Origin of the sequence: Rufibacter glacialis (assembly GCF_008271745.1) — a bacterium.
Classification (GTDB): Bacteria; Bacteroidota; Bacteroidia; order Cytophagales; family Hymenobacteraceae; genus Nibribacter; species Nibribacter glacialis.
The window spans coordinates 812,279-834,919 of sequence record NZ_VKKZ01000020.1 but is presented as its reverse complement, the minus strand read 5'-3'; the positions used below and the strand labels follow the sequence as shown (position 1 = coordinate 834,919).

General features: G+C 53.8%; 16 protein-coding genes. 13 read left to right on the top strand and 3 right to left on the bottom strand.

Features of this window, described 5'->3' with window-relative positions; all coding sequences use genetic code 11:
• The first annotated feature begins 3 nt into the window (after positions 1–3).
• Entirely contained in the window at positions 4–657 is a 654-nt protein-coding gene (locus tag FOE74_RS11620) for an HAD family hydrolase (RefSeq protein ID WP_149098754.1), read from the top strand.
• Between the two features lie 89 nt (positions 658–746).
• Here the strand turns inward: FOE74_RS11620 and FOE74_RS11615 are convergent, their stop codons facing one another.
• Together FOE74_RS11615 and FOE74_RS11610 are read right to left on the bottom strand one after the other, a co-directional pair.
• Positions 747–1,883, bottom strand: a complete 1,137-nt coding sequence (locus FOE74_RS11615; protein WP_149098753.1) for a formylglycine-generating enzyme family protein — start codon at positions 1,881–1,883, stop codon at positions 747–749.
• Between the two features lie 200 nt (positions 1,884–2,083).
• On the bottom strand, positions 2,084–3,163 hold the full coding sequence (locus FOE74_RS11610; protein ID WP_149098752.1) for a LacI family DNA-binding transcriptional regulator: 1,080 nt from the start codon (positions 3,161–3,163) through the stop codon (positions 2,084–2,086).
• A gap of 753 nt (positions 3,164–3,916) precedes the next feature.
• Here FOE74_RS11610 and FOE74_RS11605 point away from each other — a divergent pair.
• The 5 genes from FOE74_RS11605 to FOE74_RS11585 all read left to right on the top strand — a co-directional run bounded on the left by FOE74_RS11605 (position 3,917) and on the right by FOE74_RS11585 (position 14,407).
• Positions 3,917–5,464, top strand: coding sequence for a sulfatase family protein (locus FOE74_RS11605; protein WP_149098751.1), 1,548 nt, complete (start codon positions 3,917–3,919; stop codon positions 5,462–5,464).
• A gap of 368 nt (positions 5,465–5,832) precedes the next feature.
• On the top strand, positions 5,833–7,470 hold the full coding sequence (locus tag FOE74_RS11600) for a beta-N-acetylhexosaminidase (RefSeq protein ID WP_225840779.1): 1,638 nt from the start codon (positions 5,833–5,835) through the stop codon (positions 7,468–7,470).
• 107 nt (positions 7,471–7,577) lie between these two features.
• Positions 7,578–9,605 (top strand): glycoside hydrolase family 2 protein, encoded by a 2,028-nt coding sequence (locus tag FOE74_RS11595; RefSeq protein WP_149098749.1) that lies wholly within the window; start codon positions 7,578–7,580, stop codon positions 9,603–9,605.
• 340 nt (positions 9,606–9,945) lie between these two features.
• Positions 9,946–13,356, top strand: a complete 3,411-nt coding sequence (locus FOE74_RS11590) for a LamG-like jellyroll fold domain-containing protein (protein ID WP_149098748.1) — start codon at positions 9,946–9,948, stop codon at positions 13,354–13,356.
• A 442-nt stretch (positions 13,357–13,798) separates the two neighbouring features.
• On the top strand, positions 13,799–14,407 hold the full coding sequence (locus tag FOE74_RS11585) for a TetR/AcrR family transcriptional regulator (RefSeq protein WP_149098747.1): 609 nt from the start codon (positions 13,799–13,801) through the stop codon (positions 14,405–14,407).
• A 141-nt stretch (positions 14,408–14,548) separates the two neighbouring features.
• Here FOE74_RS11585 and FOE74_RS11580 read toward each other — a convergent pair whose 3' ends face one another.
• Complete coding sequence (locus tag FOE74_RS11580) at positions 14,549–15,424, bottom strand: AraC family transcriptional regulator (protein ID WP_149098746.1); 876 nt, start codon at positions 15,422–15,424, stop codon at positions 14,549–14,551.
• Between the two features lie 373 nt (positions 15,425–15,797).
• Here FOE74_RS11580 and fucP point away from each other — a divergent pair, with 373 nt between their 5' ends.
• From fucP to FOE74_RS11545, 7 genes are read left to right on the top strand one after another with little or no spacing between them, the layout of a single operon-like run.
• On the top strand, positions 15,798–17,135 hold the full coding sequence (gene fucP / locus FOE74_RS11575) for an L-fucose:H+ symporter permease (RefSeq protein ID WP_149098745.1): 1,338 nt from the start codon (positions 15,798–15,800) through the stop codon (positions 17,133–17,135).
• A 20-nt stretch (positions 17,136–17,155) separates the two neighbouring features.
• Positions 17,156–17,485, top strand: a complete 330-nt coding sequence (locus tag FOE74_RS11570) for an L-rhamnose mutarotase (RefSeq protein ID WP_149098744.1) — start codon at positions 17,156–17,158, stop codon at positions 17,483–17,485.
• Positions 17,482–18,225: a (Fe-S)-binding protein gene (locus FOE74_RS11565; protein WP_149098743.1), complete on the top strand. Its 744-nt coding sequence runs from the start codon at positions 17,482–17,484 to the stop codon at positions 18,223–18,225. Before FOE74_RS11570 ends, FOE74_RS11565 begins: the two co-directional genes overlap by 4 nt.
• Positions 18,206–19,606 (top strand): lactate utilization protein B, encoded by a 1,401-nt coding sequence (locus FOE74_RS11560; RefSeq protein WP_149098742.1) that lies wholly within the window; start codon positions 18,206–18,208, stop codon positions 19,604–19,606. Before FOE74_RS11565 ends, FOE74_RS11560 begins: the two co-directional genes overlap by 20 nt.
• Entirely contained in the window at positions 19,603–20,199 is a 597-nt protein-coding gene (locus FOE74_RS11555; RefSeq protein ID WP_149098741.1) for a LutC/YkgG family protein, read from the top strand. Before FOE74_RS11560 ends, FOE74_RS11555 begins: the two co-directional genes overlap by 4 nt.
• On the top strand, positions 20,196–21,854 hold the full coding sequence (locus tag FOE74_RS11550; protein WP_225840778.1) for a UxaA family hydrolase: 1,659 nt from the start codon (positions 20,196–20,198) through the stop codon (positions 21,852–21,854). The genes FOE74_RS11555 and FOE74_RS11550 overlap by 4 nt, the downstream gene beginning before the upstream one ends.
• Positions 21,855–21,871: 17 nt before the next feature.
• Positions 21,872–22,633, top strand: coding sequence for an SDR family NAD(P)-dependent oxidoreductase (locus tag FOE74_RS11545; protein WP_149098740.1), 762 nt, complete (start codon positions 21,872–21,874; stop codon positions 22,631–22,633).
• Positions 22,634–22,641: the final 8 nt, after the last annotated feature.

The window sequence follows — 22,641 nt, the reverse complement described above, 5'->3', positions numbered from 1 at the left end:
AAAATGACCGAAAAACAGAAAGGTACCACCAAAACGGCAGGGGAGAAGCTCCGGGAACTGAGCCAAGGAGAGTTTAAAGCCTTCCTGTATGACTGTGACGGCACCCTGGCCGACAACATGCAAGCGCACAAAGACACGTATGTACAGGTGGCGCAGCGCGGCGGAGTAACCCTTGACCCGGCCATCATTGATGAGTTGGCGGGCTTTCCCATACCAGCGGTGGTGGAAGAAATCAACCGGCGCTACGGCAGCCAATTTGACCCCGAGGAATTCACCGCCCTCAAATCAAAGATCTTCTACGAGGAATTTCTGCCCAACACCAGGCCGGTGCCCTTTGTAGTAGACCATTTAATCCGCCACGCGGGCCGGGTGAGAATAGGGGTGGTGTCAGGAGGCTCCCAGAAAATGATCCGGAAAACACTGGAGGTGTTGGGCATAGACCACCTGGTGGAGACCCTGGTCTGCGCCGAAGATACTCTGAAGGGCAAGCCTCACCCAGACCCGTTTCTGTTGGCCGCCCAACGGCTGGGGGTACCGCCTGAAGCCTGCCTGGTCTTTGAAGACGGTGAACCCGGCGTACAGGCCGCCGAAGCGGCCGGTATGAAATGGATTAGAGTAGATAAAATCAGGGAAAAGCAAGGAATACCTAATTCCTGAATGATTAAAGCCGAAAAGAGCCTGTTTTCTCAAAAACAGGCTCTTTTCGGCTTTATGGATTAATAGGCAGCGGCTCTTCTTCCTTGTCTTTATTTGTCTTTCACACACCGGAAGCCCACATGTTCCATGCCGCTGTCGGGGGTGCTTTTCATGCGGGCTGCCACCCTGAACCCGGAGCAATAACTGTCATTGCACAGGAAAGAGCCGCCTCTGATGACTCTTTTGGGGGCATAGGGATCATCCGGGTCAAGGCTTTTGGCGGGGCCCTTGGGGTTGTGGACGCCCGCCGGGCGGGCCGTCATCTCATAGTACTGGTGGTGGTACAGGTCAGAGCACCACTCCCACACGTTGCCGGCCATGTTGTAGAGCCCGTACCCGTTGGGTTTAAAGGCGGTAACGGGGGCCAGGTGGTAATACCCGTCTTTCTTCGTGTTCTTAACCGGGAAACTCCCTTGCCAGGAATTCGCCTTAGGGGCACCCGTGTCTATGGGTTCATTTCCCCAAGGGTACACCGCGTCTTTTAAGCCGCCGCGGGCGGCCCATTCCCATTCCGCCTCGGTGGGGAGCCGTTTGCCAGCCCATTGACAATAGGCTTGCGCGTCATGCCAGGAGATATGCACCACCGGGTAGTTTTCCTTGCCTTTGATGGAACTGCCGGGGCCGTGGGGCTGTCGCCAGTTGGCGTTTTCCTTCCAGACCCACCAGGTGGCGTAATTGCGCACATCCACCTCCCCGGCAGGAGCCTGGAAAACGAGAGAAGCGGCCACCAGCAGGTTGTCATCAGGTTTCGGGGTACCCGGCGGAAGCTGCTGTTTCATCTCCTCCCAATCTGGTTTTTTCTCTGCTGTGGTCACATAGCCGGTAGCCTCCACAAATTTGGCAAACTGGGCGTTGGTGACCTCGGTGGCGTCCATCCAGAAACCGTTCACCGTCACCTTGTGCTTGGGAAATTCATCAGGCCGGGCCTGGTCATTGTCGGCCCCCATAAGGTAGGTGCCACCGTCAATCCAGACCATGTTGCCGGTCTCTTGATCAGAAGCCGGTGTTACGGCCAGCGGCGACTCCTGCGCCGCAAACCGCTGGGGAATGGAAGACACGCAGCAAGCCGCTTTCTGCCCATTTTCTGAAACGGGCGGTGAAACCGGGTTTTCCGCCTCTTTTTTCTGGGAGCAGAAAGAAAGGGAACCTGCCACCCATCCTACCAAGACTACTTCACGTACTTTCATGCTCTTTTGGTTCAAATTCTTTGCCTTCCGCTGCCACCATGCTCTTGCCTAGGTGGGGCAGCGGGTGGCGCTACCTTTTCCAGGCATCTTTCTCTTTCCTTTTTCACCCGCGCTCACCAAAGAAGAGGTGGGCCAAAGGGCAACGGGAGTACCTGTTTAAGGGCTGTTTTCCTGAAACCAGGTTCTTTACCCTTTCTCGTTTACTGGTTGTCTGCCTCTATGTAATACTGGATGTTCTCCCGGGTAAGGATGTCCAGCGGTAAATACTTGATGGAGCTCACCTTCTTTTGGAACACCAGAAAATCTGATAAGCCGTGAATGCCCCAATATCCTTGCCCTTTGGGGTTCTGGTTGATGAGGAAGTCAATAGTGCCGTTGTTGAGGTAGTGCAGGTTCCGGTCCATGAGGTCATAGCCAATCAACCTGATCCTTTTTAATTTTCGGGTAAAAAGGTACTCGGCCACGCTGCTGGGCCGGGAGTTGGTGACATAGATGCCCCTGATGGAGGGGTTCTGCTGAATAACCTGGTCCAGCTGCGCATGGAGGGCAGTTTGGTCAAGACTGTTGTGGAACGTGGCCTCCACAATAGTAAAAGTGGCTTCCCCGGCGTTTTGGGCAAAGTAGTCGGAAAACCCCTGCTCTTTTCTGATGAGGTGCGAGGAGTTCAGCACGTTCTCGTCAATGTGGGCCACCAGAAAACTAGCCCCGTCTGGGTAGCTCTGGTGCAGCAGCTTGCCGGCCAGCAACCCGCTCTGGTAAGAGTCCTGCCCCACGTACATGAGGGGCTCAAAGTCAGGGATGTAGGTGTTGAACTGGATAAACGGAAGCCCCGTGCGTTTCCACTTGCTGAAATAGGCCAGAGATTCATGGTAAAAGCTGGGGGCAATCAACACCCCGTTAAAGTTCCCTTCGGTGATCTGGTCACATTTCTCCCGGAAAGAGCTGGCCTGCTGGGGATCAAAAAGAAAGAGGGTGACAAAAAAGTGGTACTGCTTTAATTCTGCCTCGGCTTTCTCAATCCCTTTCTGGGCGGCTCCCCAATAGCTGTCTTCCAGGGGGGCCGGGATCAAAGCGGCCACATGGTAGGTTTGGGTAGCAGCCAGGGCTCTGGCGTGGATATTAGGCTCGTAGCTTAATTCTTTGGCAATCCGCAAGACCTTCTCCCGCACCAGGTCTGCCACCCTTCCGCGGTTGTGGAGAACCCTGTCAACGGTCCCGGTAGAGACACCGGCCAATTCGGCGATGTCTTTTAACCGTACTACCCCCTTTTTTTTATTCATAGATACTGCTGATCGTTGCTGTTACGGGCCTTCTGGTTCCTTAGGAACCTTTCTAGGCCATAGATAAAATACCGGCCCCTGCACTCGGCCGGTCAGGTGACCATTCCCCGGGACCCCTCTGGTCCAGGTGGGGAGGGCGATGGCTGCTCTTGGTTCACCCGCCTGCTGGTTCCTCACTCCCAAGGAATCCACTAAGACCTTGAAGGCCTGGCAAGAGCATCCCTTTTGGAAAATCCCTCTTTGCCTCCTGTTAAAAGGAGGAGCGATCATGTTCTGCTTTTTGCTTGGTGTCACGCCTAATGGGTTCAGGGCCGTCTCCTGAAAAAGGAGTAGCCCTGAACCTGGCTTTTTCCCTGGATTATATTGCAACATACAGAAAAATGGGGAAAAAGCCCACCTTGCGTGGGCGCCCACACTATTTAACTGAATTATTTGGATTACTACATTCTTTCTCCTAGGTTTAGGGAAGATTTTGCGATTGAAAGGCGGGTCCTTATATTTGGTTTGCATGTGCACGACCACATATACAGCCAAATAGCCAGGGCTTCCTTTTTTGCAAAAAAACTTTCTACCTAGGTTGGTACCGGAAGGAAGAGGCCGGTAAAACGGGAAAGCAGGCAGGAGGCTTTATGCAGGGTACCCCAATTCTATACCAAATCCTTTCAAAAGGAGAGGGGGAAGGAGGCCAGAGAGGCAATGGGTGGTACAACTTGCGGCAAGCCGAAAAAAAAAGATTCATCAAACCGAGTACATATGAAGAAGTTTTTTTTACTCATGGTGTCAGGCTTGCTCTTGCTTTCGTCGGCCTCCGGGCAGCAAAAGTCCGCTAAGCCCAACATCATTATCATCATTTCAGATGACCACGCCTTCCAAGCCATCAGTGCCTACGGCGGGGGCAAGCTGATGCAGACCCCCAACATTGACCGCATTGCCCGCGAAGGGGCCCGCTTCAACAAAGCGTATGTAACCAATTCCATCTGCGGGCCTAGCCGGGCCGTAATCCTCACGGGCAAATACAGCCACAAGAACGGGTTCAAAGACAACGAGACCTCCAACTTCAATGGCAACCAGGACACCTTCGTGAAACGGTTGGGAGCCAACGGCTATTCCACCGCCTGGATTGGCAAGTGGCACCTGCAGTCAGAACCTAAAGGATTTGATTTCTGGCAGGTATACCCAGACCAAGGCCATTACTACAACCCAGATTTTCTCCTGATGGACGGGTCCAAGAAAAGGGTGGAAGGGTATGTGACCAACCTGACCGAGGACCTGGCCGAAGAATGGCTGGATAAACGGGACAAAGACAAGCCGTTCTGCCTGGTCATCGGGCAGAAAGCCACCCACCGCACCTGGATTCCGGATACCGTAGATATGGGCCTATTTGACAAAAAGACCTTCCCGCTCCCGGCCACGTTCTATGACACCTATCAGAACCGAGAGGCCGCTAAGGTGCAGGACATGAGCATTGCCAAGACCATGATCATGGGCTATGACCTCAAGATGTTCCCCAAGGAAAGAGAGATCGCAGACGAGAACATCACCCGCATGAACCCCGCCCAACGCGCTAAGTTTGATGCCTATTACCAACCTATACAGGCTGACCTGGAAGCCAAGAAACTGCAGGGGAAAGCGCTGGTAGAATGGAAATACCAACGGTACATGCGGGACTACCTCAGCACCGCGGCTTCCCTGGACCGGAACATTGGCCGCACCCTGGACTACCTGGACAAGCATAACCTGGCCCAGAACACCATTGTCATCTACATGTCAGACCAAGGGTTCTACCTGGGGGAGCATGGGTGGTTTGACAAGCGGTTCATGTATGAAGAGTCTTTCCGGACGCCTTTGGTGATGCGCTACCCGGGCAAGATCAAGCCCGGAACCACCACCAATGAGCTGGTGATGAACCTGGACATTGGCCCCACCTTGCTAGACGCCGCTGGGGTGAAAATCCCTCAGGAGATGCAGGGTGAGTCGTTCCTGCCTCTGGTCACCGGTCAGAAAGCCAAAGGCCGTGATGCCATCTACTACCACTACTATGAGAACGGTGAGCACTCTGTTTCCCCGCACTTCGGCATCAAAGGCAAACGGTACAAACTCATCCACTTCTACAAGAGGGTAAACACCTGGGAACTGTATGACTTGGAGAAAGACCCGCAGGAACTGACCAACCTGTACGGCAAGAAAGGCTACGAGAGCATCACCGCCAACCTCAAGAAAGAGCTGGAGCAGCTGATCAAGAAATACGAGGATGAAGACGCCCAAAAGCTTTTAGCCCAAGGTGCCGGTAAAGCCCTCTAAGAAGGTCTCAGGTTCCTGCCCGGGTGGATTCAGACCTTGTTTTCAGAAAACGCCCTGGAAACAAGCTGTACCCGCTCCGCAGTGGCAAGAAGGCACCTTTATCAAGACCCTCCGGGGCGTTTGCGCTGGCTAAGGCTCTATAGAGATAGTGTTTACCGGGTATTTTGGGCAGAACAGGTAAAAATCAGATCCTTACCCCTGGCAACTTTCCTTTGTCATGGCGACAGGGAGCCACCCTAGAGGAACGCTTACGCAGGGCATGATTTTAAGGAATTGATGCCCGCTCAAGACCATAATATAATGTTTGAAGTATGATTCATCCGCGCCTTTGGCTTTTTTGCTTTCTACTGCTTTTGGTTGGTGCATCTGTGGCCACAAAGGTTTTCGCGCAGGCCCCGCCAGCCATTATCCCGCAGCCGGTGAGCCTCACCTTGAAAGACGGCTTCTTCACCATTGACGCCGCCACTTCCCTGCAATTCAAGGCGAAGGACAAAGAGCTGGAGGGGTTGGGCCAGTTTTTCGCGAAACACGTCAAAAATATCTCGGGGCTTGAGGTGCCGCTGAACAAGAAGAAGGCCAAAGCCATCCGGTTTGAGCTGGCTTCATTAGATGGGCTTGGGAAGGAGGGCTATACGCTTTCCGTTTCACCGGAGGCTATCCTCATCAAAGGCAATACTACCGCCGGGGTGTTCTACGGGTTGCAGTCCCTGATTCAGACGCTGCCCGCGGTGCGCACGAACCAGGCCTTGCAGGTGCCTGCCATGGAGATCTCAGATGAACCCCGCTTTGGCTGGCGCGGCATGATGCTGGACGTGAGCCGGCACTTTTTCACCGTAGAGGCCGTCAAGGAATTCATTGACCTGCTGGCCCTTTACAAGATGAACACCTTTCACTGGCACTTAACGGATGACGAAGGCTGGCGGCTGGAGATCAAGAAATACCCGCGCCTGACCAGCGTGGGGGCCTGGCGGCAGGAGCTGCCCAGAGGCATCTTCTACAAGAAAGACTCGGCCTACACCGCCTCGCTAGCGGGGAGCAAACCTTACCGCTACGGTGGGTTCTACACCCAGGAGCAGGCCAGAGAAGTAGTGGCCTACGCCAAGGCCCGCAGCATCACCGTGATCCCCGAGATCGAGATGCCGGGCCACTCGGCGGCGGCCCTGGCGGCCTACCCGCACCTGGCGTGCAACCCGCACCCGCAGGAAGTACCCAACTCCACCGTGAAAAACGCGGTGGTGGACAACACCAAGGTTAACTTCAACTACTGCGCCGGCAATGACAGTTCCTTTGTTTTCCTGCAGGATGTGCTGAAAGAGGTGATGGCCATTTTCCCCTCGGAGTACATTCACGTGGGTGGCGACGAGGTAGACAAATTCTACTGGGAGGCCTGTCCCAAATGCCAGAAAAGGATGAAGACCGAAGGCCTGAAAAACGCCGAGGAACTGCAGAGCTACTTCATCAAGCGCATGGGGAAATACCTGGTGGCGCACCAGAAGAAGATGCTGGGCTGGGACGAGATCCTGGAAGGCGGGCTGGCACCCTCGGCCACGGTCATGAGCTGGCGCGGCGAGAAGGGCGGGATAGAGGCCGCCAAGTTGGGCCATGACGTAGTGATGTCGCCCAGCAACCCGCTCTACTTCAACCGGTACCAGGCCGGGCCGGAAGGGGAGCCGTTGGCCGCTAAATTCTCCATCAACACCCTGTACAAGGTCTATGCCTACAACCCGCATTCCAGCGCCCTGACCCCGGCGCAAACCAAATTCGTGCTGGGCGGCCAGTTCGCCATCTGGACCGAGTTCATCTCTTCGGTGGGGCACCTGGAGTACATGCTGCTGCCGCGCATGCCCGCCTTGGCCGAAGCCCTCTGGACCCCCGTGGCCAGGAAAGATTTCAAGAGTTTCACCGACCGCCTGAACCGCTGGCATTTCACCGGATGGGAAGAGAAAGGCCTGCGGTTCCATCCGGCTTTCTACCAGAGCCGCATGCACGAAGGCACCCGGCAGTAAGCTGTTTTCTGTCCGTTTTTTCAAATAGAACCTTAAACCGCCACTACTTTTTCCCTAACCCTGTTTTAAACCCCTGTATCACCAATCAAACCATTAACCAATCCTTTATGAAGTACCTATTGACCCTTTTCTTCTGTGTTTTCCTAAGTTTGGCCTCCCAGGCCCAGCGGGATACCATCGCTTTGAATACAGACTGGCAATTTGCCGTTGACTTGAAAGCCGAGGGTATGCCGCAGCAATGGTTTACCAAAGCCTTGCCCAATGCCCGCAAAGTGCAGATCCCGCATACCTGGAACGTGGAGAAAGACACCGAGAACCACTATGGTTGGGGTTGGTACCAGAAGAGCCTCTCGGTTCCGGCCAGCTGGAAGAACAAGAACGTGGTGCTTCAGTTTGGGGCCATCAACCACACCTCCCATGTGTATGTGAACGGGAAAAAGGTGATGGAGAACATTGGCGATGGCTTCAACAAGCTGTTCGTGAACCTGAACGGCAAGCTAGAGTACGGCAAAGAAAACATCATCACCGTGGCCAGCAACAATGACTACGGCAAGAACAAGGCACCTTACACCAATTCCTTTGACTGGCCCAATGACGGCGGCCTTATCCGGACGGTAGCCCTGCTGGTTTCTGACAAACCGGCCATTTCCTACATCAATGTGTTGCCTACCCTGCAGGTAAAGGACAACTCCGGTAAAATGCAGGTGAAACTGGGTTTTGAGGAGCCGGGTGCCAAGAACCTGAAACTGCGCATCTCCATTATTGAGGAAAACCAGCCCACTAAAAAAGTGGTGCACACGGCCACGGTTACGCCCACCTGGAACAAGAATGAGGCGCACTACAACCTCTCCCTGCCCAAGGTGAACCCTTGGCACTTCGATTTCCCCAACCTGTACCGGGTAGAGGTGACCGTGCTCAACGGCCGCAAAGCCGTGGACAAGGTTACCACTGACGTGGGTTTCCGTGAAATCAGATTTGAGAACGGCAAGACCTACCTTAACGGCGAACACATCAAGATGATGGGCGTGGAGTGGACGGCCGGTTCCAACCCAGATTACGGCCTGGCCGAGCCGAAGTCGGAGATCATCAAGCACGCCAGGATGATGAAAGACGTGAACGCCATCTTCAGCCGCCAGCATTTTCAGCAGAGCGATGAGTTCTATGATTTCTGTAACCGCAACGGCATCATCCTGCAAGAAGAGATTCCGCTGTGGGGCCCTGAGACCCCTTCCAATGAAACCATCAAGAGCATTGCCACCCTGCAATTGGAGCGCATGGTACGCAACCATTATAACCACCCCTCTATCTTCGCCTGGGGGGTAGGAAATGAGCTGGATGGCCGCAATGCCAACATGAAGGCCATGATTCAGGGCCTGCTGGACAAGGCCCGCGCCTTGGATCCCAGCCGCCACGTGACCTACGTGAGCAACACGCTCAAGAACGGCTTCAACACCAGCCCCAACTTCGTGCCGGATGCGGGCAGCCTGGGTGATTACCTCATGATGAACGAGTACGGCGGCAGCTGGTGGGACATTCCCGTGGGCACTATTCACCAGTACCTGGACAGCATCCACATGTCGTACCCAGACAAGCCGTTCTTCATCTCTGAGTTCGGGCTGTGCGGCCCCAACTTCAAAGGCGGCGACGAGCGCCGGATTGAGGACCTGATCTACCACATGGCCGTCTATGAGACCAAGCCTTACATTGAAGGCGCCATCTACTTTGACCTCACTGACTACCGCACCCATTACCCCGGCACCTCAGAGAAAAACAAGTTCAGACGCCGCGTACACGGGGTGTATGACATGTATGGCAAACCCAAACCGTCTATGAAAGTGCTGCGCGAGGTTTCTTCCCCGCTGGAGGTACAGCAGGTGAACGTCAGAGGCAAGGGCAAGTCTTCGGTCCTTATCTACGGCAGCAAGGGCTTGCCCCAGCATACGGTGAAAGGGTACAAGCTCTACATCTCAGACAAAACCGACAATTACGCTACCACCAAAGCCTATGACCTGCCGGAGATCAAGCCGGGTCAGCGCGTGACCATTGAAGTGGAAGACCCCTTTGACGGCAAAGGCATTGTGACGGTGGTGCGCCCAACCGGTTTTATCACCTCCCAGAAATCCTTTCTGGAATAAAACACCAACGGGAGCGGCACTGGCCTCAGGAAACACATTTTTGAGCTGATTTTCAAAAAAAGAGGCCAAAAACAAGTTTCCTGCCCCAGTAGCCCCACGAATACTCCCGGCTTTCTTCTTTCTTACCTATCCCCAAAAGGACTGCCTCCCCAGGCAGTCCTTTCCCAGGCGCTTTCTTTCATTCAGGACAGAAGGCGCCTTTTTTCTTTCTCTTTCCTTCCGCTCTTCGTTTGTCTTGCACCTTTTACTGGACCGTCCATGGTTTAAAAAGAGGTGTCCTGGCGGCCTTGTGCCTTACCTGCTTTACGCTTGTTTACTTTCATTATCAAACCGTAACAGTATGAAAAGAGTCTTTACCTTATTGCTCCTGCTATCTGCCGCCGTGGTGTCTTACGGGCAGGCTACCAACAGAGCCGCGGCTTTCGCCGGCACCGCCACTAGTACCGCTTCCTTCGGGAATGTGCAGGAACTCAACGGGGTTTCCCAGTTTACCTTTGAGGCCTGGGTGTACATTGACCAGTGGAACGAGAACAGCTATGTTTTCAGCAAGATCGGCTCCACCACCAACCGAATAGATCTGCAGTTGGGCACGGCTGCGAACAAACGCCTTTATTTCCATGTAGCCAACAACGCCAACATGTACGCCGCCGCTGACAATTCCCCCATCACGGTGGGCAAATGGCACCACATCGCCATGGCGTATGACGGAAGCCAGAGCGCCTACAACAAAATCCAGGTGTTCCTGGACGGGGCACCCTTGAAACTTTGGTACAGCGGCGGCAACGGCATGCTTCCGGCCACTACCCCCACCACCACCACGGCGCCCTTTGAACTGGGGAAAAATTTCGCCGGAAAAATTGATGAGGTCAGGTTATGGAATTTTAAACTGAACGCGGCTGATCTGGAACTGCGGAACACCCTGAACCCCCAGCATGCCTTGTTCCCCAACCTGATCGCCTATTGGAAACTGGACCAAGCAGCTAGGCTGGTAGATGAGAAGGCAACTTATCCTGGGGTGCTGAACAGTGCCACCCTTGTCACGGTGCTGGACAACCCGGTGTTCAAGTACAGGCTGGTGAGCTCGTACATCAGGTCCAATTTCTATGAGACCGGCCGTATTGGTGAGGCGGCGGTGTTGAACAACAATGATATTATCTACCTGGCGGCCAACGTGTATGCCAATGGGGATCTTTTCTTTGAATACCCGGAAAACCACGGAGTTTTGCAGAATGCCAGCCACTTAAGCTCTTTTTCGGGCAGGAACGGGGTGCTGGATTTTGTCGGTGGCGGTGCCTCCATGAACACGGGGAAAGACTTGTTGAACAAAGCCAATGGCGGCGTCTCTACGTTCACGTTTGCCACCTGGGTGTACGTGGACCAATGGGTGCCCGGCAGTTACCTCTTCCGGAAGCAGGAGTCCGCGCTCAAGACCATTGATCTGCAATTAGGGGAGGCCAGCACTTCCACGCTGGTATTGCACCTGGCCAATGGGGCAGACAATTATGTATCAGTGCCTTCTTCAGGGTTAGCCCCTGGGCAATGGCACCACGTAGCTGTGACCTACAACGGGAACGGAGCCGCCTTTCAGCAGGTGAAGGTGTACGTGAACGGCGTCAGCAAAGCCCTCACCTTCAAGAACGCGGACGGGTTGTTGCCCAGAACTGGTCCTTTTATAAGATCTGATTTTGAGTTGGGCGTCAACTTTGACGGGAAATTGGATGAAACCAGCCTGAACCTGTTGAGCCTGAGTGCGAACGAGGTGGTGAACCTGAAAAACAATCCCCTGGTCGTCAACTCCTGGAACATGAGCAAGACCAACGCCTACTGGAAGTATGATGAAGCTACCCAACCAGGCAAAGATTCCCGTACCTGGGTAGAGGTATTGGATAAGCTGAAGACCACCTTCCAGGACAAAACCGGCGCCACCCTGCGGTTAGGGGTTACGGGCGGAGATTGGCGAATCTTTATGAAAACCGATGCCGCGCGTCGCAATTTTGCGAGTAAGGTGAACGCGGTCTTGCAGGCCAAAGGGCTGGACGGAATCGATTTTGACTTTGAATGGGCCGAGACCACCCAGGAGTGGGCGGACTACAGCGCGACCATGCTGGCCATGAACGATGTCTTGCCTGCCGCGTCAATGTTCACCGTCTCGTTGCACCCGGTGTACTATAAGATCTCGGCCGCCGCCATTGCCGCCGCTGATTATATCTCTATCCAGAGCTATGGCCCCAGACCAAACAGATTCCCGTATGACCAGTTTGTGGCAGATATCAACAGCATGGTGGCCTACGGCTATCCGCGGCACAAACTGGTGATGGGCCTCCCGTTTTATGGCGCTAGCATAGACAATACCCTCAATACCGCCGCCTACTTTGATTTTGTGAAGGCGGTTCCTACCCTGAACCCGGCCTCTGATACCATTACCGTCACCTTGGGCGGTACTACCAGAACGTATGCCTACAACGGGCAGAACACCATCATCAAAAAAGCCCAGCATGTGCGTACCCAAGACCTGGCAGGGCTGATGTATTGGGACTTAGCCACCGACGTGGAGTATGGCAACCAACTATCGTTGCTGCGGGCTCTCAACACGGTGGTCAATGCCAACGTAGCCACCAAGGCAGACCAATTGCAAAGCCCGCAAGCGCCTATGGTGAGCGCACAAACCATAGAGTTTGCACCTCTGCCAGAGAAGCAGCTGGATGACCCTGGTTTTGAGGCTGGTGCCACTGCCAGTTCTGGTTTACCCGTGACCTACACTAGTTCCAACCCGGAGGTAGCCAGTATTCTGGAAGGGAAGATCCAGGTCATTGGTCCAGGGACCACCGTGATTACCGCTTTGCAGGAAGGCAACCTGTTCTATAGTGCAGCGGAACCAGTTACACAAACCCTGGTGGTGGTACCTGATACTACTCCTCCCACGGCGCCCACTAATCTATCCGCTACCGCCACTGATTTTACCGCCGCTCTCATTTGGAGTCCGTCTACAGACCGGATGGGTGTCATCGGTTACCAAGTGTTCCAAGGGGAGCGTTTGCTGGAGCTAGTGCAGGAAACGGGTTTCGTGGTAACAGATCTACAAGCAGCCCAAAAGTACCGGTTCACAGTCATAGCCATTGATAAAGCTGGAAATGCCTCTTTGCCTGCTACCCTTGAAGTGACCACGCCAGATACCCAGGCACCCACTGCCCCTGCCGCACTTACGGGCGTCAGAACCACCAAGCACAGGATAAACCTTACGTGGCAACCGGCCTCAGATAACGTGGCGGTACTGGGGTATCAGGTGTATCTGAACAATGTAATGTTGAATGTCAACTTAATTGCCCAAACCAGTTATGAAACAGAAAGACCCATTGGCAACGACATCTATGAATTTGTGGTGAAAGCCGTAGATGCCGCCCAAAACCTTTCTGCTCCGAGCAACAGCTACCGGGAAATGAACGGCAACCGGGAAGAAACCCCTGCTACCATTTCTGCTTCTCTGCTTTCAGTGGCCTCAGATGAAAAAGCGGTAAGGGTAGCTCCTAACCCGGCTTCAGGGCATACGCGGGTAACCGTAACTTGTAAAGATGAGGGTGCCCTTTCTATAGTTCTGCTGAACAGCACCAGAACCGTTATCAAATCTATCAAAAGCTATAAAAAAGGTACGTTTGAAAAAGACTTGAGCCTGGAAGGCCTACCCGCAGGTATGTACTATGTGCGGGCCACAGTGGGGACTTTCTCCCAAACAGTTAAGCTTTATATTCAATAAAACATCCCCTAAACCGAAGGTTCCACGCAAGAGGTAAGCGCTATCTGCCCTAGTCCAGGAGAGACAAGGGGAAATAGACAATATTTCCTGCCTTTCTGGCGCGGAGTAACAAAGGTTCTTTAGATCATGTCAGCTACTCAGTTTTCATGGTCTGAAGAACCTTTTTATTTGGGCTCTTATCGTGTGGAAGTATAGTCACCTAGGCAGGAAAAGGCCTTTACGGTGGGCTTGTAGAGGACGATGGTCAGGTGATGGGGAGATGTAAGGAAGTTTATGGAGTTCCTGAATTTTCTTGATCGGTTTCAGTTAAAGGAATAAGGCATTGTTTATCGCTTCTTTTCCGGGAATAAGGGGCAAAAGGAGGCAAGACGGCCGCCTGCCTTTTTGATGGCCGTGTTAATCATCGTAAATTCGGACTGCAAAACGTTTTTAGTCAAAAACCATGGGTACCAAGGATGAGATGATAAAGGCAGAAGTGTTGGCGCAGGCGCAGAAACTGTTCCGGCACTATGGGTTGACCAAAACCACCATGGAAGACATTGCCAAGGCGGCAGGGAAAGGGAAGAGCACGCTGTACTACTACTATAAGAGCAAAGAGGAAATCTACAAAGAGGTCGTCATGGGCGAGATGAACGAGACGTTTTCCTTTCTGAAAGAAGCCGTAGAAGCAGCCGAGACCGCCGAAGATAAACTTCGGGCCTATTCCTTGACTAAGTTCAGGGTTTTGCAAGAGAAAGTAAACCTGTACACAGTCATCTGCGGGGATATTGAATCTAATTTTCAGCTCATGATGGAGCTGCACAAGAACTATGAAAGCCAGGAACTGCAACTGGTAAAGGCCATTTTGGATTTAGGGCAGGAGAGAGGAGAGTTTCCCGGCATCATCAACGCCAATACCGATCAATTGGCGTTCACCATGGTCTGCGCCGGCAGAGGGTTACAGATGGGGCTGGTGTTCAACAACAATTTCGTGGACTTGGATTCCCGGATAGACCTCATGAGCCGTATTCTGATGTACGGCTTGAAAGGAGAAAATCCTGCGCAGAAATAGATTGTCAAAACCAGGTAAGGATATTAGAACATCCTGAATACTACTTAAAGAATTATTACCTGATAAAGCCTTTATTTTTCACCTGTTCTCAAAAAATTAAGCCAAAAACAGGAGGCAATCTTTTCTATTCCATCCTCTTATTCATTTCTTATTGAAAAACTCCTGCTGGTAGTGCAGCGGGGTTTTGCCCGTGGCGCTCTTGAAGGATTTATGGAAGCTGGTGAGGTTGTGGAAACCACTTTCAAAACAGATGCGCTTCATGTCCAGCCGGTTTTCCCGGATGAGTTTGCAGGCCTGGCCTACCCTTAATTCCATGAGAAACTGGGAGTAGGTTTTACCGGTCTTCGATTTGAAATACCGGCAGAAAGAATTGGTGCTCAGGTGCGCCACCTCGGCAATCTTCTCGGTTTCAATCCGGTTTTTGAAGTTGGCAAAGGAGTACTCGTAAATCCGGTTGATGCGGCCCTCCTCGGCATTTTCCGGCAAGTCTTTAAACCCCAGCGAAGAGAGTTCCTGCACCTGTTGGCACTTGGCCGTCAAATCAAGAATCTGGAGGAGTAGAATTATCTTTTTGGTCCCCTCGGCCAGCAGGCACTCTTCTAATAATTGGCCCACAGCTACTTTGGTGGGTCCTACAATCCGTAGGCCTAGCTTTGCGCGTTCCAGCAAGGATTTGAGCAGGGCGTTCTCAGGCAGGCGCAGGAACTGGTCTCCCCAAAATTTCTCGCTGAAATGAGCCACCCTAATGTCAGCTTTTACTGGTGGGGCATCCCCAAAATAAGCCTCGTCAAAACGCCAGTAATGGGAGAGGTTGGAGCCAATGAGCAGCAATTCATCTGAGGCGAACCGTTGAATGCTGTCTCCCACAAATTGCAGGCCTTCCCCTTTTTTAATATGGATCAATTCCACCTCTGGGTGGTAATGCCACCGGTTATTGATGTAGGGCACGGTGTCTTGCCTGATGCTGAAGGACTGCAACGGTCCGCCGGTAGAAAGCTTTAGCAGGTGCGGTTTCATGAGTGCGTGGGTACGGTGAGGAAGAAATAAATAGCTTAAAAACTGGTGACACGCAGAAGTATAGAAGGAAGGACTTTCTTTTGGCATGAATATAAGCGTTTGCTCCTTAATCAGGATAAAATCTCTTAATAATTAGGTAAATGTCTACAGGTTTTAATGTGTTGAATTCTCTTTATTTGTAAACAAGCCTTGGCTGAATTCTTCCTCAATTGCCTTTGATAAACCTTTATTTGGAGCCGTTGGCAGCAGGAAGAAGGCCTTCCCAATAAGGAGGCAACGGACTATGAAAATAAAGCTGTCCGGGAAGGTAATGATCAGAATGCAGGCCCGGATTCGCCCTTGAAATTCATTTAACACCTAACCTACAGGAACCATGGAGTCAGCTACTAAGAAAGTCTCGCTTTTCAGGTCAGGCAATGTCTTACCGTTTGTGTTAGTCACCAGCCTATTCTTTCTTTGGGGCTTGGCCAATAACATGACGGATACCTTGCTGGCGGCTTTCAAGCGCATCATGAGCATGTCAGATTTCCAGACTTCCTGGATTCAGATTGCTTTTTATGGGGCCTATTTCTGCCTGGCTTTGCCTGCGGCGATTCTCATTAAAAAGTACACCTACAAGACGGGTATTCTGGTGGGGTTGGGCTTGTTTACGCTGGGGTCGTTGCTATTTTACCCAGCCAGCCAATTTATGTCGTATGGTTTTTTCCTGGTGGCGCTCTACGTGCTGGCGGGTGGACTTTCCATTCTGGAGACGGCTGCTAACCCTTACATTGTGGCGCTGGGGCCGGAAGAGACAGGTACCCGCCGCTTGAATTTAGCGCAGTCTTTTAACCCCATTGGTTCTATCTCCGGTGCCCTGCTGAGCAAGTTCATTATTTTGTCTGCCTTGAACACCTCCTCAGCGGAAGAACGGGCTTCCATGGATGCGGAGCACTTGAAGGCCATGCAATACGAAGAGCTTCAGGCGGTGATGACCCCTTATGTAGGCGTCGCGCTGTTTTTGGTGGTGCTGTGGTTGGCGGTAAAGTTCACTAAAATGCCCAAAGCCTCAGACACTGATACCACCCTGGATTTAGGGCCGACCTTCAGAAGACTGTTGAAAAACAAGAACTACGTGGCCGCCGTGGTGGCGCAGTTCTTTTATGTGGGTGCCCAGATCGGGGTTTGGTCGTTTGCCATCCGGTACGTGATGCAGGAACTTCAGGTGAACGAAGACGAGGCCTCTAATTATTACATCGCCTCCTTGGTGTTGTTCATGGTGAGCCGGTTCGTGTTCACTTTGCTCATGAAATACATAAAACCCAAAACCCTGCTGTTCCTGACAGCGGTGGCCGCCGTCATTTGCTCGCTCCTCGTGATTTACGGAAGCGGCCTGCTTGGGGTCTACGCCTTGATCGGGATCTCAGGCTGTATGTCTTTGATGTTCCCTACCATTTACGGCATGGGCATTAAAGGCCTGGGGCAGGACACCAAAATAGGCGGGGCTGGTTTGATCATGGCCATTCTGGGTGGGGCGGTGCTAACCTCGGTGCAGGGGTATTTCTCAGACCTGACGCAAGACGTCAGCTTTGCCTTCTATGTGCCCATGTTCTGTTTTCTGGTGGTGGCGGTTTATGCCCTGGTTTCTGAGAAACTGGAGGCTGCCCGCCAGAGAAGTACCGGATTCGTTTCTTCCCAAGAGCCTACTCCCGTTGTATTGCAGAATTCTTAACTCCCCCTTCATCCCTTCCCATGCCGCGTTATTGCCTCACCCTTGACCTGAAGAATGACCCTGCCTTGATATCAGAATACGAGCAGTACCACCAAGCCGTCTGGCCCGAGATAATACAAAGCCTTTTAGCCGCCGGGATAGAGCACCTGGAGATTTACCGGTGGCAAAACCGCCTGTGCATGCTGCTGGAGGTAAACGAGGCCTTCAGCTTTGAGCGGAAAAACCAACTGGATGCGGCCAACCCTAAGGTGCAGGAGTGGGAAAAGCTCATGTGGACCTACCAGCAGGCCTTGCCCGGCACGAAAGAAGGCGAGAAATGGCAACTCATGAATCCCATCTGTGCCCTATGAAAGTAGGATTGTTCATTCCGTGTTATGTAGACCAGTTTTACCCGCAGGTGGCCGTGGCTTCCCTGCAGTTGCTGGAGAAACTGGGGGTAGAGGTGGACTACCCGCTCCAACAAACCTGCTGCGGGCAGCCCATGGCCAACTCTGGGTTTGCATCGCTCGCCACCGGTTGCGACGCTCTCTTTGCCCGAAACTTTGCGGGCTATGACTACATCGTGTCACCTTCTGGTTCCTGCGTGCTGCACATCAAAGACCATCTGCAGGTGCCCGGGCAGGAGGCCGAAACCACCCACATCAGAAACCACATCTATGAACTAAGTGAGTTCCTCACCGATGTGTTGCAGGTGAAAGAACTGCCGGCCCGTTTTCCGCACAAAGTAGGGTTCCATCTGGGCTGCCACGGGCAACGGGGCCTCCAGCTGGCGCAGATGTCTGAGCTGGCCGCCCCGGCTTTCTCCAAACCGGGTTATCTGCTCAGCCTGGTGCAAGACCTGGAAGTGGTGCCTCTTTCCCGCCCAGATGAATGCTGCGGTTTTGGCGGTTCTTTCTGCGTGACCGAAGAAGCTGTCTCCGCGAAGATGGGCCAGGACCGGGTAGCCGACCACCAGGCCAACGGCGCGGAATACATTGCCGGGGCAGATGTTTCCTGCCTCATGCACCTGGAAGGAGTTTTGCGCCGCCAGAAAAGCCCACTCCAAGTCATTCATTTAGCCCAGATATTAAATGGACAAGTTGACGCCTAAGACTATCCCCGTACCAGATCATCCGGCCGCAGCCGCGGCTTTTCAAGCCGATGCGGAAAGGGCTAACTGGCATGACCAGGCGTTGTGGTTTATCCGGGAGAAGCGGGACGTAGCCTCCAAGCAAACCCCTGACTGGGAACTGCTCCGCGAAACGGCCTCGCAGATAAAAGAACACGTACTGGCCCACCTGGATGAGCTTTTGATCCAGTTTGAGGAAAAGGCCCGTGAAAACGGCATCCAGGTCCATTGGGCCGCCGACGGGGAAGAACATAACCAGATCGTCCTGGGCATCCTCCGGCAACATGGCATCCGGAAGCTGGTGAAAAGCAAATCCATGCTCACCGAGGAATGCCACCTGAATGATTTTCTGGCTGCCCAGGGAGTGGAGGTAGTGGATACGGATCTGGGGGAGCGGATAGTGCAGTTGGCCCAGGAACCGCCCAGCCATATTGTGCTGCCCAGTATCCATAAACGCAAAGAAGAAGTAGGGGAGTTGTTCCACCAGCACCTGGGCACCGAGAAAGGGGCTTCCGACCCAGCTTATCTGACAGAAGCCGCCCGCCAACACCTCCGCGAAAAATTCCTTTCTTCTGACCTGGCCATCACCGGCGTCAATTTCGCGATTGCTGAAACCGGCGGGCTGGTAGTGTGCACGAATGAAGGCAACGCCGATTTGGGCGTGCATCTGGCCAAGGTGCACATTGCCTGCATGGGCCTGGAGAAGATCATCCCCAAAGCTGAGGATCTGGGCGTGTTTCTGCGTCTGTTGGCCCGCAGCGCTACCGGGCAGCCCATCACCACCTATTCCAGCCATTTCCATAAACCGGCGCCCGGGCAGGAGATGCACCTGGTGCTGGTAGACAACGGCCGCAGCACCCACCTGGGCAAAAAGGATTTCTACAAGGCATTGAAGTGCATCCGGTGCGGGGCCTGCATCAACACCTGTCCTGTGTACCGCAGAAGCGGCGGCCACAGCTACCACCATACCATTTCTGGTCCAATCGGTGCCATTCTGGCTCCCAACCTGGACCGGCAGAAAAATGCCGATCTGCCTTTTGCCTCCACGCTCTGCGGATCCTGTACCCATGTTTGCCCGGTGAAGATTGATATCCACAACCAGCTGTATCTCTGGCGGCAGGTGCTGGCCCAGGATGGGCAGGTACCCAAAGCCAAAGCGGTAAGCATGCAAGCCATGGCCACTGTGCTGGCCAACCCCAAGGTGTACCGCCTGGCAGGCCGGTCGGGCCGGTTCATGTTGCGGTGGCTGCCGGGAGTGGCGCAAAACAAACGCCTCAATGCCTGGGCCCGGCAGCGGGACATGCCCTCGCCTCCTAAAGAAAGCTTCCGGGACTGGTACCTTAAAAACAGGAAAACGAAATGAGCAGCCGCCAAGCCATCTTAGACCGCATCAAAGAGAACAAGCCGGCGGCCCCGGCTCCTTGGGTCAAACCCCCTTTTCAGGTTCCCCTGCCCCAGGACCGGTTGGCCTTGTTCCAGCATAGCATCGGCGCAGCCGGCAGTGTGGGCGTGCTGGTGCCAGACCTGGTCAGCGTGGGGATTTATCTGCAAGAAAGATTCATGTCGCCGGACCGGGTGGTGAATACGGTAGCAGGGGTGGGTTTTGGGAGAGACGTTTCAACGGCTATTTTAGAAAAAGAGGCCTTAGCCCAGGTAGAAGTGGCCGTGGTGGCTGGGGTTTTGGGCGTGGCCGAAAACGGGGCGGTGTGGGTCACGGAGGAACAAGTACCCGTGCGGGTGCTGCCCTTTCTCTGTGAGCATCTGGTGCTGGTGGTGCGGCAACAGGACCTGGTAGGCACCATGCAGGAGGCTTACGCGAACATCAAGGTAGACGCCACCGGCTACGGAACCTTTATTGCCGGCCCCTCCAGAACCGCCGACATTGAGCAGTCGCTCGTGATTGGGGCGCACGGCCCCAAAAGAATGCATGTGTTTATAATACAATCTGAGTTATGATGGAAAAGAACCCTAAGCAGGCATTTCTGCAAATCCACCCCAAAGATAATGTGCTGGTAGCCCTTCGGGATTTAGCGGCCGGAGAGGCGGTTTCTTTCCAGGGGCAAATCCTCACCTTAAAAGATCAAGTCAGCGCCAAGCATAAATTCACCCTTCAACCCATGGCAACGGGCGATGAGGTCTTCATGTATGGCGTTCTGGTAGGCAAGGTCACCCAATCCCTGCCCCAGGGAACCTTACTTACCACCCAGAACCTGAAACACGCCGCCGGCGATTTCTCCCAAAAAACCGAGGAGTACCAGTGGCAGGCCCCCGACATCAGCAAATGGCTGAACCGGAGCTTTATGGGCTTCCATCGGGAGGACGGACAGGTGGGTACCCGCAACTACTGGCTGGTGTTGCCCCTCGTGTTCTGTGAGAACAGAAACGTGGAAGCCTTGAAAGAAGCCTTCCTCAAAGAGTTGGGATACGCCACGTCCAGCCAATACCAGCTACAGGTAAGGGAACTGGTGAACCAGGTGAGGCAGGGCCAGGACTTAAAAAAAGCCCCCCTTCCGATAATCTCTACCTATGTGGCCAGTCCCCGGGTTTTTGAACAGGTAGACGGAATCAAATTCATTGTGCATGACGGGGGTTGCGGTGGTACCCGCGAAGACTCCGAGAACCTGTGCGCTGTACTGGCCGGCTATTGCGTGAACCCTAACGTGGCCGGTATTACGGTGTTGAGCCTGGGGTGTCAGCACGCCCAAGTGTCTATTCTGCAGGAAAAAATCCGGGAGCGGGACCCTCATTTTGCCAAACCCTTGCTGGTTTTTGAGCAACAGCAGATGGCCTCTGAAGCCCAGATGATGACCGATGCCATCTATGAAACCTTCGTAGGCCTCACCCAGGCCAACCAGTGCCACCGCGCACCAGCCCCTTTAAGCAAATTGGTGGTAGGGGTTGAATGCGGCGGCTCCGACGGCTTTTCCGGGATATCAGCGAACCCGGCGGTAGGCTATGCCGCAGACCTGGTGGCGGCCCTGGGCGGCAGCGTCATGCTGAGTGAGTTCCCGGAGCTTTGCGGGGTAGAGCAGGAGTTGCTCAACCGGTGCGTGGACCAGGAAACCGCGGGGCGTTTTGAGACGCTCATGCGGGACTATGCCGGTCGGGCGTTGGCCGTTGGGTCGGGGTTTGACATGAACCCTTCGCCCGGCAATTTCAAGGACGGCCTCATCACTGATGCCATCAAATCGGCCGGGGCCGCCAAGAAAGGAGGGACCTCGCCAGTCACCGATGTACTGGGCTACGGCCAATATGTGCGCAAACCCGGCCTTACCTTGCTCTGTACCCCCGGCAATGATGTGGAGTCTACCACCGGTCTGGCGGGTTCTGGGTGCAACCTTATCCTCTTTACTACCGGCTTGGGCACCCCCACGGGCAACCCCGTTTGCCCCGTGGTGAAAGTAGCCAGCAATACCCAGCTGGCGACCCGCCTGTCAGATATCATTGACCTGGACGCGGGAGGCATCATTGCCGGTGACAAAACGGTGCAGGAAACGGGCGAGGAATTTTTAGAATACATGATTGGCTTGGCCAGCGGCGAATATGACACCAAAGCCATGGCCCTGGGCCAGGACGACTTTATTTTCTGGAAGCGGGGAGTTTCCCTTTAATTTATAGAACTAGCAACATGTTTACATTGACAGGAAAAACTGCGGTAGTAACGGGCGGGGGCAGCGGCATCGGGAAAGCCATCTCCCAGGTTTTCGCCCGGCAAGGCGCCGAAGTCCACATACTGGAGCTTCAGGAAGAAAACGCCCGGGAAGCCATTGCTGCCATTGAAGCGGCGGGAGGCAAAGCCGTGGCGCACAGCTGTGACGTGAGCCAGCAGGAACAGGTTCGGGCCGTGTTTGCCCGACTGGGGCAGGTCCATATTCTGGTGAATAATGCCGGCGTGGCCCATATTGGCAACGTGGAGACTACCACTGGGCAAGACCTGGACCGGATTTACCAGGTAAATGTGAAGGGGGCCTTCCATTGCCTGCAGGCCGCGGTGGAAAAAATGAAAGGCCAGGGCGGCGCTATCCTGAACCTGGCCTCTATTGCGGCGCATGTGGGCCTTCTGGATCGGTTTGCCTATTCCATGAGCAAGGGCGCCATCCATGCCATGACCCTTTCGGTGGCCAAAGATTACCTGGCGCACAAGATCAGGTGCAACAGTATTTCCCCGGCCCGCGTGCATACACCCTTTGTAGACGGATTTTTGGCCAAAAGTTATCCCGGCCAGGAAGAGGAAATGTTTGAGAAATTATCCAAAACCCAACCCATTGGCCGTATGGGCAAACCAGAGGAAGTAGCGGCGTTGGCCTTGTTCCTTTGCTCTGACGAAGCCGGGTTCATCACCGGTTGTGACTACCCCATAGACGGCGGGTTTATCACCCTGAACAACTAAAGCAATCA

Excerpts from the sequence above, each read along its gene's own strand:
- FOE74_RS11620 (WP_149098754.1), top strand. The coding sequence starts at position 4 with ATGACCGAAAAACAGAAAGGTACCACCAAAACGGCAGGGGAGAAGCTC.
- FOE74_RS11615 (WP_149098753.1), bottom strand. The coding sequence starts at position 1,883 with ATGAAAGTACGTGAAGTAGTCTTGGTAGGATGGGTGGCAGGTTCCCTT.
- FOE74_RS11610 (WP_149098752.1), bottom strand. The coding sequence starts at position 3,163 with ATGAATAAAAAAAAGGGGGTAGTACGGTTAAAAGACATCGCCGAATTG.
- FOE74_RS11605 (WP_149098751.1), top strand. The coding sequence starts at position 3,917 with ATGAAGAAGTTTTTTTTACTCATGGTGTCAGGCTTGCTCTTGCTTTCG.
- FOE74_RS11595 (WP_149098749.1), top strand. The coding sequence starts at position 7,578 with ATGAAGTACCTATTGACCCTTTTCTTCTGTGTTTTCCTAAGTTTGGCC.
- FOE74_RS11590 (WP_149098748.1), top strand. The coding sequence starts at position 9,946 with ATGAAAAGAGTCTTTACCTTATTGCTCCTGCTATCTGCCGCCGTGGTG.
- FOE74_RS11585 (WP_149098747.1), top strand. The coding sequence starts at position 13,799 with ATGGGTACCAAGGATGAGATGATAAAGGCAGAAGTGTTGGCGCAGGCG.
- FOE74_RS11580 (WP_149098746.1), bottom strand. The coding sequence starts at position 15,424 with ATGAAACCGCACCTGCTAAAGCTTTCTACCGGCGGACCGTTGCAGTCC.
- fucP (WP_149098745.1), top strand. The coding sequence starts at position 15,798 with ATGGAGTCAGCTACTAAGAAAGTCTCGCTTTTCAGGTCAGGCAATGTC.
- FOE74_RS11570 (WP_149098744.1), top strand. The coding sequence starts at position 17,156 with ATGCCGCGTTATTGCCTCACCCTTGACCTGAAGAATGACCCTGCCTTG.
- FOE74_RS11565 (WP_149098743.1), top strand. The coding sequence starts at position 17,482 with ATGAAAGTAGGATTGTTCATTCCGTGTTATGTAGACCAGTTTTACCCG.
- FOE74_RS11560 (WP_149098742.1), top strand. The coding sequence starts at position 18,206 with ATGGACAAGTTGACGCCTAAGACTATCCCCGTACCAGATCATCCGGCC.
- FOE74_RS11555 (WP_149098741.1), top strand. The coding sequence starts at position 19,603 with ATGAGCAGCCGCCAAGCCATCTTAGACCGCATCAAAGAGAACAAGCCG.
- FOE74_RS11550 (WP_225840778.1), top strand. The coding sequence starts at position 20,196 with ATGATGGAAAAGAACCCTAAGCAGGCATTTCTGCAAATCCACCCCAAA.
- FOE74_RS11545 (WP_149098740.1), top strand. The coding sequence starts at position 21,872 with ATGTTTACATTGACAGGAAAAACTGCGGTAGTAACGGGCGGGGGCAGC.